This is a genomic window from Actinoplanes sp. NPDC048967, assembly GCF_040649415.1.
GTDB lineage: Bacteria > Actinomycetota > Actinomycetes > Mycobacteriales > Micromonosporaceae > Actinoplanes.
Map to the genome: position 1 here is coordinate 953,366 of NZ_JBEZFL010000002.1, position 13,702 is coordinate 967,067.

At 72.4% G+C, this 13,702-nt stretch carries 13 protein-coding genes; 7 read left to right on the forward strand and 6 right to left on the reverse strand.

The features are described 5' to 3' along the window. The first annotated feature begins 68 nt into the window (after positions 1-68). A complete protein-coding gene (locus tag AB0C12_RS11255) occupies positions 69-1,271 on the forward strand; it encodes an ATP-binding protein (RefSeq protein WP_360546582.1) in 1,203 nt (400 codons plus the stop codon). 12 nt (positions 1,272-1,283) lie between these two features. Here the strand turns inward: AB0C12_RS11255 and AB0C12_RS11260 are convergent, their stop codons facing one another. Next, complete coding sequence (locus tag AB0C12_RS11260; RefSeq protein ID WP_360546584.1) at positions 1,284-1,766, reverse strand: N-acetyltransferase; 483 nt, start codon at positions 1,764-1,766, stop codon at positions 1,284-1,286. Positions 1,767-1,851: 85 nt separating this feature from the next. On the opposite strand from AB0C12_RS11260, the gene AB0C12_RS11265 reads away from it, so the two are divergent. Further along, positions 1,852-2,394, forward strand: a complete 543-nt coding sequence (locus AB0C12_RS11265; RefSeq protein ID WP_360546586.1) for a DoxX family protein — start codon at positions 1,852-1,854, stop codon at positions 2,392-2,394. A gap of 105 nt (positions 2,395-2,499) precedes the next feature. Next, positions 2,500-3,981, forward strand: a complete 1,482-nt coding sequence (locus AB0C12_RS11270) for a glycosyltransferase 87 family protein (protein WP_360546588.1) — start codon at positions 2,500-2,502, stop codon at positions 3,979-3,981. A gap of 245 nt (positions 3,982-4,226) precedes the next feature. Here AB0C12_RS11270 and AB0C12_RS11275 read toward each other — a convergent pair whose 3' ends face one another. From AB0C12_RS11275 to moaC, 4 genes are read right to left on the reverse strand one after another with little or no spacing between them, the layout of a single operon-like run. Then, positions 4,227-4,658 carry a molybdenum cofactor biosynthesis protein MoaE gene (locus AB0C12_RS11275; protein WP_360546590.1) on the reverse strand — a complete coding sequence of 144 codons (432 nt, stop codon included), beginning with the start codon at positions 4,656-4,658 and terminating at the stop codon, positions 4,227-4,229. Then, a complete protein-coding gene (locus AB0C12_RS11280) occupies positions 4,655-5,881 on the reverse strand; it encodes a molybdopterin molybdotransferase MoeA (RefSeq protein WP_360546592.1) in 1,227 nt (408 codons plus the stop codon). The genes AB0C12_RS11275 and AB0C12_RS11280 overlap by 4 nt, the downstream gene beginning before the upstream one ends. Then, positions 5,878-6,363, reverse strand: coding sequence for a MogA/MoaB family molybdenum cofactor biosynthesis protein (locus AB0C12_RS11285; protein ID WP_360546594.1), 486 nt, complete (start codon positions 6,361-6,363; stop codon positions 5,878-5,880). Before AB0C12_RS11285 ends, AB0C12_RS11280 begins: the two co-directional genes overlap by 4 nt. Then, entirely contained in the window at positions 6,360-6,851 is a 492-nt protein-coding gene (gene moaC / locus AB0C12_RS11290; RefSeq protein ID WP_360546596.1) for a cyclic pyranopterin monophosphate synthase MoaC, read from the reverse strand. The genes AB0C12_RS11285 and moaC overlap by 4 nt, the downstream gene beginning before the upstream one ends. Before the next feature lie 577 nt (positions 6,852-7,428). Here moaC and AB0C12_RS11295 point away from each other — a divergent pair. The 4 genes from AB0C12_RS11295 to AB0C12_RS11310 all read left to right on the forward strand — a co-directional run bounded on the left by AB0C12_RS11295 (position 7,429) and on the right by AB0C12_RS11310 (position 12,372). Then, complete coding sequence (locus tag AB0C12_RS11295; protein WP_360546598.1) at positions 7,429-9,945, forward strand: bifunctional diguanylate cyclase/phosphodiesterase; 2,517 nt, start codon at positions 7,429-7,431, stop codon at positions 9,943-9,945. Then, positions 9,942-11,186 carry a glycosyltransferase 87 family protein gene (locus AB0C12_RS11300; protein WP_360546600.1) on the forward strand — a complete coding sequence of 415 codons (1,245 nt, stop codon included), beginning with the start codon at positions 9,942-9,944 and terminating at the stop codon, positions 11,184-11,186. Before AB0C12_RS11295 ends, AB0C12_RS11300 begins: the two co-directional genes overlap by 4 nt. 7 nt (positions 11,187-11,193) lie before the next feature. Beyond that, positions 11,194-11,616 carry a zf-TFIIB domain-containing protein gene (locus AB0C12_RS11305; RefSeq protein WP_360547124.1) on the forward strand — a complete coding sequence of 141 codons (423 nt, stop codon included), beginning with the start codon at positions 11,194-11,196 and terminating at the stop codon, positions 11,614-11,616. A gap of 69 nt (positions 11,617-11,685) precedes the next feature. Further along, positions 11,686-12,372 (forward strand): maleylpyruvate isomerase N-terminal domain-containing protein, encoded by a 687-nt coding sequence (locus AB0C12_RS11310; protein ID WP_360546602.1) that lies wholly within the window; start codon positions 11,686-11,688, stop codon positions 12,370-12,372. Positions 12,373-12,376: 4 nt separating this feature from the next. Here the strand turns inward: AB0C12_RS11310 and AB0C12_RS11315 are convergent, their stop codons facing one another. Next, positions 12,377-13,609: an SUKH-3 domain-containing protein gene (locus AB0C12_RS11315; RefSeq protein ID WP_360546604.1), complete on the reverse strand. Its 1,233-nt coding sequence runs from the start codon at positions 13,607-13,609 to the stop codon at positions 12,377-12,379. Positions 13,610-13,702 lie beyond the last annotated feature (93 nt).

Genomic DNA, 13,702 nt, shown 5'->3' on the forward strand with positions numbered 1-13,702 from the left:
ACACTCGTAGAGAGTGTTCGATTGCGAACTCTAGCTTTTCGGCTAGAGAGCCCGATACGGTGCTATCCGTGGATCCGGTCCGCAACCCGTACGCGCCCGGCGCCGGCCAGCGCCCGCCCGAGCTGGCCGGTCGCGGCCGTGAGCTGGATGCCTTCGACGTCGTCCTGGAGCGCGTCGCCCGGGGCCGTCCCGAACGCAGCCTGGTCCTCACCGGACTGCGCGGTGTCGGCAAGACCGTCCTGCTCAACACCCTGCGCTCGGCTGCCATCGGCCGGCTCTGGGGCACCGGCAAGATCGAGGCCCGGCCGGACCAGTCACTGCGCCGCCCGGTCTCCGCCGCGCTGCACATGGCGATCCGCGAGCTGACCCCGCACCACCGCAACCCGGAACGGGTCGACGAGGTGCTGGCCGTCCTGAAGGCTTTCGCACTGCGGGCCAACGACTCCTCGGCCAAGCTGCGCGACCGCTGGACGCCCGGCATCGACGTACCGGCCGCCCGGGGCCGCGCCGACTCCGGCGACATCGAGATCGACCTGGTCGAGCTGTTCACCGACGCCGCGTCGCTGGCCACGGACGTGGGCACCGGCATCGCCCTGTTCATCGACGAGATGCAGGACCTCGGCCCGACGGACGTGTCCGCGCTGTGCGCCGCCTGCCACGAGCTGTCCCAGCTCGGCGCGCCGCTCATCGTCGTCGGCGCCGGCCTGCCGCACCTGCCGGCGGTGCTGTCCGCGGCCAAGTCCTACTCGGAGCGCCTCTTCCGGTACCAGCGCATCGACCGCCTCGACCGGATCGCCGCGGACCTGGCCCTGTGCGCGCCCGCCGCCCGTGAGGACGTCGAATACGAGCCCAAGGCGCTGGACCTGCTCTACGACAAGTCGGGTGGCTATCCGTACTTCGTGCAGGCGTACGGGAAGGCGACCTGGGACCACGCGCCGACCTCGCCGGTGACCGCCGAGGACGTCCGGGTGGCCGCGCCGGAGGCCGAGGCGGAGCTGGCGGTCGGCTTCTTCGGCTCCCGCTTCGAGCGCGCCACCCCCGCCGAACGCGAGTACATGCGCGCGATGGCCTCCCTCTCCGGCGACTCGGGCAACGACATGGACGCCGCTGTGCCGACCGCCGACATCGCTGCCGCACTGTCCCGGCGCCCGGCCAGCCTGTCGCCGGCCCGGGACGCGTTGATCAAGAAGGGCCTGATCTACTCGGGCGAACGGGGGACGGTGGCGTTCACCGTGCCGCACTTCGGGCGATATCTACGGACCCAGCCCTGACCCGGTCGCGGCCTAGACCTGCCGCCAGGCCGACGGGTAGCGGGCTTCGACCGGCCGCAGGGCCAGAACCTGCCAGGCGTCGCCGGCCGAGGACCATTCGCTGGTGATCCCGTACGGGGCCGCCGGCACGAACCCGAACCGCCGGTAGTACGCCGGGTCGCCGAGCACCAGCACGAGCCGTTCCCGGGCCTCGGTGGCCCGCCGCAGCGCGTCCCGGACGACGCTGGTGCCGAACCCCTGCCGCTGTCGCTCGGGCGTGACGGCCACCGGGCCCAGCGCGAGCGCTTCCTCACCACCGACCATCACCCTGCTGAGCAGCGCGAACGCCACCAGGCGACCGTTTTCCCCGGCGACGACGGAAAACTCCGGCAGCCACGCGTGGGTCGGCCGCAGAGCCGCGACCAGCCGGGCCTCAGCCTCACCGCCGAACGCCGACTCCAGTAGTCGGCGAATGCCGTCGGCATCCTCGGGTTGCTCGATGCGCACCTCTGTCATGCCCGGAAAGCCTACGGTGGCCGCTCAGTGCCCCTGTCCACAACTCACCCGGCACACCGGCGCGGATCCGGGTATAACGAGGGTTATGAAGCCTGTGCGTACTGCAGCCCGTGCCATGCTCGGTGCGATCTTCGTGGTCAGCGGCATCCGCGTCGTGCTCGACCCGGATGCCAAAGTGACCGCGGCCAAGCGGGTCACCGACAAGGTCGCGCCGCTGATCGAGAAGGTCGATCCGCGCCTGCCCACCGAAGCGCGCGACCTCGTGCGGGCCAAGGCCGCGTCCGACGTCGTCGCCGGGCTGCTGCTGGCCAGCGGCCGCCTCACCCGGCCGGCCGCGCTCGCGCTCGCCGCCGGTCTGGTGCCGACCACCTTCGCCGGGCATCCGTTCTGGACCTACCCGCAGCCGCAGCGCGCGCAGCACCAGACCGACTTCCTGAAGAACCTCGGCCTGCTCGGCGGCCTGCTGCTCGCCGCCGTCGACACCCAGGGCAAGCCGGGCATCGGCTATCGCACCAGCCACGCCGTCGACCGCTCGCAGCGCTCCGTGCGCCGCGCGGTGCGGACAGCCCGCCGCGAAGCCAAGATCGCCACCGTCTCCGCGGCCGCCGCGCGCAAGATCCCCGGGTAAATCACCTAACGGGCTCGCCCGGCGTTAAGCCGTCGAAGCACCAGGGCGGCGGCGCGCTCGAGACCGGCGCCGTGCCGCCGGGTCGAGCCACGGGGAGGTCGCGCCATGCCCGCGATGCGGACTGCCGCGCGTCCGGCCACGACCAGGTGCCTGGTGGTCCTGCTCGCGTGGGTCGGCATCCTGGCCGCGATCACCACGATCGCCCAGCGGTACGGCTTCAGCGACCTCGCCGTGGACCGGGCGGCGATCGTCCACGCCCTCGCCGGCGACGGCCTGTACGCGTACCGCTCGCCGCTGACCCACCTCGGCACCGCGCTACCACCGCCCGCGTTGTTCGTCGTCTCCCCCGCGGTGTTCCTGCCGTTGCCGCTCGCCGGCTGGCTGACCGCCCTGGCTGGGGTGGCAGCCCTCGGCCTGTCGATGATCGCGCTGGTCAGCCCGGTCGCACGACGCTACGGCCGCCGCCCCTGGCCGGTCGTCCTGGCCGCGAGCGCGCTGGCCCTGACCATCGAGCCGGTACGCGCCGCCCTCGGGCTCGGCACGCTCGACCTGCTCGCGTTCGGCCTGGTCACCGCGGACATCGTGGCGCTGCGCCGAAGCGCCTGGGCGCGCAGCCGGGCGGCGTGGTGGCCGGGCCGGCCGGCATCCTCACCGCCGCGCGGCCGCACCCCGGGCGACCTGCTGCGCCGCGGATGGTCGACCGGCGCCTGGGCCGGTTTGGGGGTGGGGCTGGCGACGGCGCTGGCGGTGACTCCGGCTTTCTTCGTCGTGTACCTGGCGGTGACCAGGCAGTGGCGGGCAGCACTGACCGCAACGGGCACGGCCCTGGCCGCGGCGCTCGCCGCCTGGCTGATCAGCCCTCGGGAGACGGCCGCCTGGCTCGGCGAGGTGCTGTGGCGCATCGACCGCACCGGGCCGGTCGACGCGATCGCGAACCAGTCGCTGGCCGGCGTGCTGGCTCGGATCTACGACTCCGCGACAGCGCCGGTGCTTCTGTGGCTGTCGTTCTCGCTGCTGCTGATCGCGGTCGGGCTGATCCGGGCGCGCGCGGCCCACGCGGACGGGGATGAGATCGCCGCGTTCACGCTGGTCGGGCTGACGGTGGCGATTGTGGGGCCGGTGACCGACACCCACGAACTGATCTGGATCCTGCCGGCGGTGCTGATCCTGATCGACGCGGCGGCGCGACGGCGGGTGACGTCGCCGCGGCGGCCACCCGGTCGCCGGCCCGGGCTGACCTTCGCGGTGGCTGCGGGGCTGACGTATCTGCTGTTCGTGCTGGCTCCGATGTGGAGTCTGCGTGACTCGTTCTCGGACAACAGCTATGCGCTGGCCCTGATTCTGCTGGTCAACGCGTTGCCCTGGCGTCCGGGGGTGGCGCCGGCGTTTCCGATCAATCGGTGGTTGGGGCGGGTGTCTCCCCGGGCACGCCGGAAGGCGGCCAGCGCTGACCTGGGCGATGAGGGTGCCGCCCGCTCGGCGGGTAACAGCCCGGGTCCGGCTCGGCGGGTGGGGCCGGCGAGCCACCGGCCGGGCGGACCGCTCCCGGCGACAGCCATCCCGCCGCCGCGCGATCCGGGCCGCTGAGCCGCAGACACTGTGCCGCGGATGCGGCGCTACGGATGCGGCGCTGCGGATGCCGGGCCGCGGATGCAAGCCGTGAGCCACCGCAGGTGGCGGAAGCGTGGGGTTGAGGTCGCGCGAAGCGCGACGAGCTCAGCCATGCAACCACATGGCAGGGAGCGAAGCGACCGCTCTCGGCGGGAGCGACGGTCAGCACCACCCACCCACCTACGAGATCCAGCACTTGACCTTGAAGAATGTGAAGATCCTCAGGGGCAGTTCACCCACTCCTCGCTGCCGTCCGTGAAGACCTGCCGTTTCCAGATCGGCAGGCGCGCCTTGGCCTCGTCCACCAGCCGCCCGCACGCCGCGAACGCCGCCGCCCGGTGGGCCGTGCTCACCGCCGCCACCAGCGCCACGTCTCCGATGCCCAGCACTCCGACCCGGTGCGACACCGCCACCGCGTAGACGTCCGGGTCGGCCGCGATCTCTTCCGCCACCTCGCGCAGCACCGCCGCCGCGGACGGGTGGCCTTCGTATTCCAGGAGCGTCACGCCCTTGCCGTCGTCGTGGTCGCGGACCACGCCCTGGAAGGACACCACCGCGCCGGCTCGGGGATCCGCCACGGCTTTCTCGTGGGCGGCCAGATCCAGGGTCGTGTCGTGGACCTCGGCGATCCGCACTGTCTCGGTGGTGGTCACAGTCGCTCTCCCGGATACAGCGGCAGGGGGTGGAACGGGACCAGCTCGCCGGCGGCCGCTGCGGTGTCGGGGCGTACCACGACGAAGCCGTCGGCGGTGGCCAGGCCTCTCAGCATCGCCGAGCCGACGTGGCCGACCGGGGTGGCCCGGCGGCCGTCCTGGTCGAGGGCGGCCAGGGCCAGGTGGGTGAAGCCGCCACGGCCCGGGACGGGTGCGGTCAGCTCGACCTTGCGCGGCGCCGGCAGCTCCCGGCCGTGCAGGCCGGCCAGCAGCGGGGCGACCAGGGTGATCAGGGCGATCACGGCCGACTGCGGGTTGCCGGGCAGGCCGGCCAGGAAGCGGTAGCGACCGTCCGGGGACGGCACCTTGGCCAGCAGCATCGGGAAGCCGGGGCGGACCGCGACCGTGTTGATCACGTACTCCGCGCCGAGCTCGGCCAGGGCCGGGTGGAGATGGTCGACCGGGCCGTTCATCGTGCCGCCGGTCGTGCAGATCACGTCGGCGATCGTCAGTGCTTCGCGGATCGCGGCGACGTGCGCTTCGAGGGTGTCCTGCACAGGGCCGCGCACCGCCCCGGGGCTGACAGTCGCGCCGTAGCGGCGCAGCCAGGCGGGGACTAGCGGGCTCAGTGAGTCACGGACCCGGCCGGCCCCGGGCGAGCCGCTGGTCAGCAGCTCGTCGCCGAAGACCAGCAGGGCCGCGCGGGGTTGCGGGCGGACCGGGATCCGGTCGTAGCCGCAGGTCGCCGCCATGCCGAGGACCGCCGGGTCGACCGGGGTGCCGGCCGGCAGCAGCACCTCGCCGCGGCGGGCCTCGTCACCGGGCATCCGCCACTCGGGCTGGGGGCGGGGTGTGCCGCTGACCCGGCCCTCGGCGTCGCGGGTCGACTCCTCGACGCGGATCAGGGCTTCGGCGCCCTCGGGGACCATCGCGCCGGTGGCGATCTCGACGCAGGTGCCGTCGGCGGTGAGCGGGTCCGCCGCGCCGCCGGCCAGCACCCGGCCGGTCGGTCGCCAGGGCGCCGGGCCGCGGACGGCCCAGCCGTCGATGCTCGACGTCGGGAACGCGGGCAGATCGGTCAGCGCGACCAGGGGATCAGCGAGGGTGCGGCCGTCGGCCACGGCGAGCGGCACGTCCTCGGCAGGACCGGCCACCGCCCGGCCGGCCTCGTATCCGAACGTGCGTGCCTTGTCCCAGTCGACCGGGATGCTGTCTGCGCTCACTCGGAGAGCTTATGGTCGCTGCCGCCGATCTGGGCGACCGTGTGGACAAGGATCGGACCCAGCACGGCCAGGCCGTCGCGAGCGCCGCCGGTCGAGCCGGGCAGGTTGACCACCAGCGTGCGGCCCGCCACCCCGGCCAGGCCGCGGGACAACGCCGCCGACGGCACCTTTTCCCTGCTGTACGCGCGGACGGCCTCCGCGATCCCGGGCACCTCGAAGTCGAGCAGCGGACGGGTCGCCTCCGGGGTCCGGTCGGTCGGCGTGACACCCGTCCCACCGCTGGTGAGCACCACCTGGATCCCGTCCGTGACGGCGGCTCGCAGCGCCTCGGCCACCGGCTCGCCGTCGGGCACCACGACCGGCTCCGGGTCCACCTCGCAGCCCAGCTCACGCAGCCCGGCGACGAGCAGGGGACCGCTGGTGTCGGCGTAGACACCGGCCGCGGCGCGGTTGGAGGCGACGATGACGCGGGCGCGGATCACGGGCGGTCCTGCGGGCGCAGCCACTGGCCGGTCTTGCCGCCCTCCTTGCGCAGCACCCGTACGGCTTCGATGCTCGCCGCCGGGTCGACGGCCTTGACCATGTCGATCAGTGCCAGTCCGGCGGTGGCCACGGCGGTCAGCGCCTCCATCTCGACGCCGGTGCGGTCGGCCGTCCTGGTCGTCGCGGTGATGTCGACGCCGGTGCCGGTGATGCTGAGGTCGACGGTGACCCCGTGCAGCCCGATCGGATGACACAGCGGCACGAGGTCGGGGGTGCGCTTGGCGCCCATGATCCCGGCGATCCGCGCGACGGCGAGGGCATCACCCTTCGGCAGGCCGTCCCCGCGCAGCAGGGCGACCACTTCCGGGGTCGTGCTGAGCCGGCCGGCGGCGACGGCCAGGCGCTCGGTCACGTCCTTGGCTGTCACGTCCACCATGCGGGCTGCCCCATGGGCGTCGACATGCGTCATTTTCGCTGCGTTCGTCACCCGTACAGCGTATCGAGGGCGGCGGTGCGATCCCTTATTAACCCGCGGATCCTCTCGCTTCGTCAGCGATCACCAACTTTGCGTAGCCATTTTGATTCGCAATCCGTTCCGCGCGGTGAATTGGGCCATCGAGCGCTTTCCAGCGGGACACAGCGATGGGCTGGGAAGTAGATTGCAGTGCGGCCGCCACCCCGCGCACCAGGGCATTTGCGAGGGTTTGGGCCGAGTCGAGGCCGGGAATCCTTGCTCACCCACCGACTGCGGAGCGTCATTCGTCGGCTACGCATTCGGTACAAAGTTCTCGATACTCGCAATTCGTGAAACGAGCGACAAATCCTGCTTCCCCATTCCGTGATCCGTTCATAGCCTGTTGTCAGGAAACGAGCTGCGGCAGTTCGCAGAATTCTTCACAGCAGGAACCCGGCAATGGGCGCCCGGCATTCACGAGATGGGAGTTGCGAGATGCGTGAGACCGACTGGCACTGAAGCTGACACCCCGCAACCGTCACTCATGTCGACTGAGGGATTGACAGCCCGTACAGGCCTTGAGTCACCATGGGGTCATGGGAAGTTCGCAGTGAACGACGCGAAGACCGACAGGCAGCTCCGGCTGTATGTCGGTCTCGTCGCGTCCGGGGGGTTGGCCTGCCTCGGCTGGGCCGCCAACTCGCTCACCGCGATCCCACCCGGCAAGCTGCTCTACCTGGCCGCGCTGACCATCATCATCGCGTCGGCCAGCGGACGCCTCATCGAGCTGCGGGTGCGGTCGGACTACCGGGCGTTCACCTCGACCTCCGGTTCGATCCTGGTCGCCGTCGCCACCGTGCCGCTGCCGGTGGCCGTGATCTGCACCGCCATCGGCGTCCTGATCGCCAAGATCGTCCTGCGCGATCCGCTGAAGGTCAGCTTCAACGTCGCCAAGAACACGATCGCCGCCACCGCGGCCGCCTCCGTCGCCTACCTGGCCGGCATCCGGCCGCCGGCCGACCTGAGCTTCCAGCACGGGCCGACGCTCCGGCTCGTCGCCGGTCTGATCCTGGCCGCGGCGGCCTACGCCGTCGTCGACGACCTGCTGGGTCACACCGTGGTGGCGATGGCGAGCCGGACGTCCTTCCGGCAGTCCATCACCCGCAACTGGGACGTCGTCGCCATCGTCCGGCTGGCCAACGTCGCGATCGCGGTCCTCATCGTGCTCGTGGTCGCCCTGCAGGCCCAGTTCATCGTCGCCATGGTGCCGACCGTGCTGGCCCTGCAGTTCGCGACGAAGAACAACATCGGGCAACGGTCGGACCAGGAGGCCTGGCGGCGCCTGGCGGCCAGCACCGGCCAGCTCAACGTCACCGATCTGACCGGGGTCCTGCACGCCGCCGTGACCCGGGTGCCGGAGCTCTTCTCGGCCGACGGTGCCGAGATCGAGCTGCGCGACATCGGCCCACCGCGGCTGGTGCGCGGCTCGGCCAGCCGGATCTCCTACGAAGGACCGGCCGCGAGAGCGCCCGCCCGGACCGGGGCGGTCATCGAGGAGGACCTGCGGGGCCCGGCGAACGAGAGCATCGGCGTGCTGCGGCTGCTCTTCCGCAAGTCGGTCAAGCTGAGCGAGTCCGAGCAGTACAAGCTCCAGACCTTCGCGTCATCGCTGTACACCGCGGTGCAGAACGCGCGGGCCTACACGGAACTCAAGCGGATCAACGCCGACAACGCGTACGCGGCCGCGCACGACCCGCTGACCGGGCTGGCCAACCGGCGCGAGCTGCTGGAACAGGCACGTGGGCTCTTCGCGGCCCGGACCACCGACGGCATCTTCGCCCTGCTGCTGATCGACCTCAACCACTTCAAGGAGGTCAACGACACGCTGGGGCACACCGCGGGCGACGACGTGCTGCGCGAGGTCGCGCACCGCCTGGAGGCGGCCGCGACCCCGGGTGACCTGGTGGCCCGGCTCGGCGGCGACGAGTTCGCGATGCTTCTCACCGGACTGCCCACCCCGGCGGTGGCCGCGCACCGGGCCGCCGTGCTGCTCGACAGCCTGGAACGGCCGATCGAGGTCGAGGGCATGCAGCTCACCGTGCAGGCGGCCGGCGGCATCGCGCTGGCGCCCGGCAGTGGCGGCGTCCAGGAGCTGATGCGCCGCGCGGACGTGGCGATGTACCAGGCGAAGCGCGGCGGTCAGCGGACGGCGACCTACGCCCACGCGCGCGACACCGCCGACGTGGGCCGGCTCATGCTGGGCGGGGAGCTGTCCCGCGCGGTGGCCGAGCACGAGTTCACCGTGGACTTCCAGCCGATCGTCGACCTCGGCAGCGGTGAGGTGACCTCGGCCGAGGCGCTGGCCCGCTGGCACCATCCGCAGCACGGCCACCTCACCCCGGCACAGTTCTTGCAGACCGTCGAACGCTCCGGGCAGCTGCCGGGCTTCGTGAACGCGGTGCTGGAGCAGTCGCTGACCGCGTACCGGATGTGGCTCGAAGCCGGCTTCGACCTGCCGGTGGCGGTCAACGTCTCGCCGCGCAGCCTGCTCGACGAGACCTTCCCGGGGGCCGTGCTCGCCCAGCTCGCCCGGCACGCCGTGCCGGCCGACCGGCTGGTGCTCGAGCTGGCCGAGACCCTCACCCTGAGCCAGCTCGACGTCGTCGACCGGGCGCTGAACGAGCTGCGTGACGCCGGCGTACGGCTGGCCCTCGACGACTTCGGCACCGGCGTCTCCTCGCTCTCGGTGCTGTCCCGGCTGCCCGTGCACCAGCTCAAGATCGATCGTGGTTTCGTCCGGGCGGTCGAGACCTCCTCCGAGGCCGCCGCCGTGGTCCGCTCGACCGTGGACCTGGCACGCAGCCTGCACCTGACAGTCGTCGCCGAGGGAGTCGAGAGCGAGCCACAGCGTCTCGCGCTCTGGGAGCTGGGCTGTGTCGCGGGGCAGGGCCACCTGTTCGCGCGTCCGATGCGTTCCGGGCGGCTGCTGGCCACGCTGCAGCGTGGTTCCGGCGGGCGTCCGGGTGTGCTGGCCGGGGCATTGCACCCGGCCGGGTCCGTCGTCCGGATGCCCCGGCGCCGGACGCCCGGGCAGGGCAGATCTTCTCTGCCACACTTGCCCGCGTGACTCTGCTCGCGCGACTCGACCGGGCCCGGGACGGCCTCGCCGCCGATGCCGCGCTGTACGGCCTCGCCGCCGCGTTCGCCCTGGTGACCGCGCTGACCTCGACGTTGCTACCGCACCGGGCCTGGGGTGCCGTCGCCGTCTGGGCCTACCTCGGCGCGTTCCTGGTGGTGGCCGGGCAGCTGGTGCTGCGGCGGCCACGGTGGCGGATGGCGCTGACCTTCCTCGCCTGGGCCGGCACGGCGATCCTGCCGCTGGTGCTCGAGGCGGTGCAGCGGGCCGGTGGGCGTACCGGCCGGGCGCAGGAGGAAGTGCTGGTCGTCGAGCACATGGGTGAGCGGCTGGCGAGCACCGGGACGCCGTACCTGGGGCCGGAGGCGATCGCCGCGCTGCCGCCGGGTGAGCAGTTGCTGGGGTATGCGCCGTACCAGCCGGGTATGGCCGTTTTCGGCCTGCCGCGCGCCGCCTTCGGTGACGTCTGGTGGACCGACGCCCGGGTCTGGTTCGCGGTGGCGACCGCGGCCGCGCTGATCGTGGCCATCCGGCTGCTGCCGCGGGGCGCGAGCCTGGTGCGAGCGGTGCAGTTTGCGACCGTACTCCCGATCTGTGCCCTGACCCTGGCCACCGGTGGCGATGACCTGCCGGTCCTGGTTCTCGCCCTGCTGGCCCTGGCCTTGTGCGCGAGCCGCCGCTACGGCGCCGCGGGCCTCGCCGTCGGCGCGGCCGCCGCCCTCAAGCTCTTCGCCCTGCCGATCGTGGTCGTCCTGGCCGTCCTCGCCCTCACCACCGGCAACGGCCGCCGCTTCCTGCCCGGCGCGCTCGGCCTGCCGGTCCTGACGCTGGTGCCCGCGCTGCTGGTCGACGGGAACGCGTTCGTCGAGAACGTGATCCGCTTCCCGCTCGGGCACGGCCTGGTGACCAGCCCGGCCCAGTCGCCGTTCCCCGGCTACCTGATCACCCAGGCGGTGCCGGGCGGTCGTTATGTCGCGATCGGCCTGCTGGTCGCGGTGGCCCTGGCGATCGCCGTCGTGCTCGTCCGCCGGCCGCCGCGCACGGCCGCGACGGCTGCGCTCTTCTGCGGGTACGGCCTGCTGGCCGCGATCCTGCTGATGCCCACGACCCGTTTCGGATACCTGCTCTACCCACTCGCTCTGCTGGTCTGGGCACCCGCCCTCGGCGCAGCACTCAGCAGACCCACAGCAAGTACGGCACCACACGGAGACACAGCCTTGTACCGTTTGTGAGATGCAGATGACCTGTCCGAAGTGTCATGGCGAGATGCGGGTCTACGAGCGCAGCGGCGTCACGGTCGATCAGTGCACCGAGTGCCGGGGGATCTTCCTCGACCGGGGTGAGCTGGAGAAGCTCTTCGAGGCCGAGGCCAACTGGAACCGGCCGGGAGCGCCCGCCGCCCCGCGTCCCGCACAGGCCCCGCCCGTCGCCCCGCAGCCGGGTGGCTACGCCCCGCCCCCGCCCCCACCGCCGCACGGTGGTGGCTATGCATCACCGCCGCCGCCCGCCTACGGCCAGCCGGCATATCCCGCCGCTGCGCCCTATGGCGCGCCCCAGCCGCAGTACGGCGCCGGATACCACGGCCACTACCGCCAGGGTCACCACGGGCACTACCGCGGCCGTAAGAAGCACAAGGGCTTCCTCGACGACTTCTTCGGCTGAGCCGGCCGCCGCTGCCCGCCCGCGCCTTCTGGATGCGGGCGGGCTCGCGGCGTGCCAGGGTGCTGAGTCATGGGACTTCCCTCGTCCGCCGCTCTCGCCGAGGCCTTGACCGCCGCCTACGCCGGCGTGACGGCCGTCGTCCGTGATCTTGACGATTTCGACCTGCTGCTGCCGTCGGGCTGCCGCGGCTGGACGATCTGCGACCTGCTGCTGCACCTGAGCCTTGATCCGCAGCGGGCGCTGGTCGCGTTCGCCACCCCGGCCGACGGGCCGCCCGACACCGACTTCGTCACCTACTTCCGGTCCTTCCCAGGTGCTGGTGAGACCGGCGCCATCGCGCACGCCCAGTGGGTACGCCGCACGGCCGCGGCCTTCACCCGGCCGCACAGCGTCGTCGAGCGCTGGACCGAGACGGTCGCCGCCGCCGGGTACGCGGCCCGCCAGGCCGACCCGGCGAGCCTGATCCGTACGCAGAACCTGGTGCTCCCCGTCCCGGACTTCATCGCCACGCTGATCACCGAAGCGGTCATCCACCACCTCGACCTGATCGTGTCGTTGCCGGACGCGCCCGACCCTGCGCCCGAGGCCGCGGCGGTCGCCATGTCCACGGTGGACGGCCTCGCCGGGGGCGACGGTCTGCCGGAGTACTGGTCCGAGCCGGAAGCCCTGCTCAAATGCTCGGGCCGCGAAGAGCTCACCACCGACGACCGCGAAGCGCTGGGCGATCGCGCCGAGCTCTTTCCACTGCTGAGCTGACGACCTACCAGGTGCCGTCGTCGCGGACCCGTTCCGCCGGGCCGTCACCGGTCAGCAGGCTGAGCAGGCCCTCGTCCAGGGTCTCGCCCAGGAACCACTCGCCGCCCTGGTCCAGCGCGAACAACCGGCCGCGCTCGTCGATCGCCACGATCGCGTCGCCCTTGGCCTCCACGCCCAGCGGGAACAGCGGCGCCCCGATCACCTCGGCGAACTCACCCAGCACGTCCGCCGAGTGCGCCGCCGCCACGGGCTCGAGGTTGAGCCAGCGGACCCAGCGGCGTACCCCCGGGCCGCGCAGGCCGCAGAAGATCCCCGGGAAATCCATGATCGCGGCCCGGGCCGCCGGGAAGGGCACGTGCCGGAACCGCAGGCCGGGCACGTTGACCACGTCGTCGATCATGCCGTCGGCCAGCACCTCGGCCACCACCGGCTGCATCGGGCGCCAGCCCGCGTCGGCCAGGGCCCCGGCGACCGGGTCCGGGAAGCGACCGGGCTGGGCGATGTTCTCCGAGTACGGCCGGAAGGGCTCCACAAACGCCAGATGCGACCACGGCAGCAACGCGAAGTCGACGAGCGTCAGGATGCACGACTCACACGGCCGCGCCACGGTCGCGCCCAGCGGGTCGCCCCGGTCGCGGACGTAGTAGGCCTCGAAGTCGGCGGTGCGCAACCACGCGCGGGCTTCGTCCAGCGTCAACGGCTCACCACGCTGCCGGTCGGCCTCGTGCAGGGCGTCGGAGAGCACGATCAGCTCGGCATGACGGTCGGTGCCGCGCACTGTGCGCCCCGGCTCCAGGCTGCCGAGGTAGGCGCGGACCAGCGGATGATGGTCGATCTCCTGGTCGCCCTTCGCGCCGCGGGCGATGAACAGCCGGCCGTCGACGGTCAGATGCGCGGCGGTGGTGGGCGTCGGCCGGCGGCGAGCGTTGCGGCGCAGCTCCACCTCGGGATCGACCGTGCGGCGCTGGGCCACCACGGCCGGCTGGTGGGTGCGGTAGAGATCGGCGATCACCTCGGCGGGGACACCGGGATAGGTGGACAGGGCGCCGGTCTGGCGGTCGATGACCGTGCGGGCGCCGTCACCGGGGATGGGCAGCACGGTCGGCGGCTGTTTGGTCCAGACCACAAAACCGAGGTCGAACTCGGAGACCATGGGCAGGCACTCGTACCCCCGGCGCTCGGTCTCGCTGCGCGCCCAGCCGGCGGCGATCTCCTCGGCGTCCGCCCGCGTGATCATCTGAACCCCTGTCGCCCCGCATCCGTGTGCGGAGGTGAAACTACCGGACCACGACGCGTCGCGCCGCCCGGTAGGGTCACCTCGATCGATGGT

What these genes read in the sequence shown, in the direction of transcription:
- AB0C12_RS11260 (WP_360546584.1), bottom strand. Translation starts at nt 1,766, where the DNA reads ATGACAGAGGTGCGCATCGAGCAACCCGAGGATGCCGACGGCATTCGC.
- AB0C12_RS11315 (WP_360546604.1), bottom strand. Translation starts at nt 13,609, where the DNA reads ATGATCACGCGGGCGGACGCCGAGGAGATCGCCGCCGGCTGGGCGCGC.
- AB0C12_RS11305 (WP_360547124.1), top strand. Translation starts at nt 11,194, where the DNA reads ATGACCTGTCCGAAGTGTCATGGCGAGATGCGGGTCTACGAGCGCAGC.
- AB0C12_RS11270 (WP_360546588.1), top strand. Translation starts at nt 2,500, where the DNA reads ATGCCCGCGATGCGGACTGCCGCGCGTCCGGCCACGACCAGGTGCCTG.
- AB0C12_RS11310 (WP_360546602.1), top strand. Translation starts at nt 11,686, where the DNA reads ATGGGACTTCCCTCGTCCGCCGCTCTCGCCGAGGCCTTGACCGCCGCC.
- AB0C12_RS11265 (WP_360546586.1), top strand. Translation starts at nt 1,852, where the DNA reads ATGAAGCCTGTGCGTACTGCAGCCCGTGCCATGCTCGGTGCGATCTTC.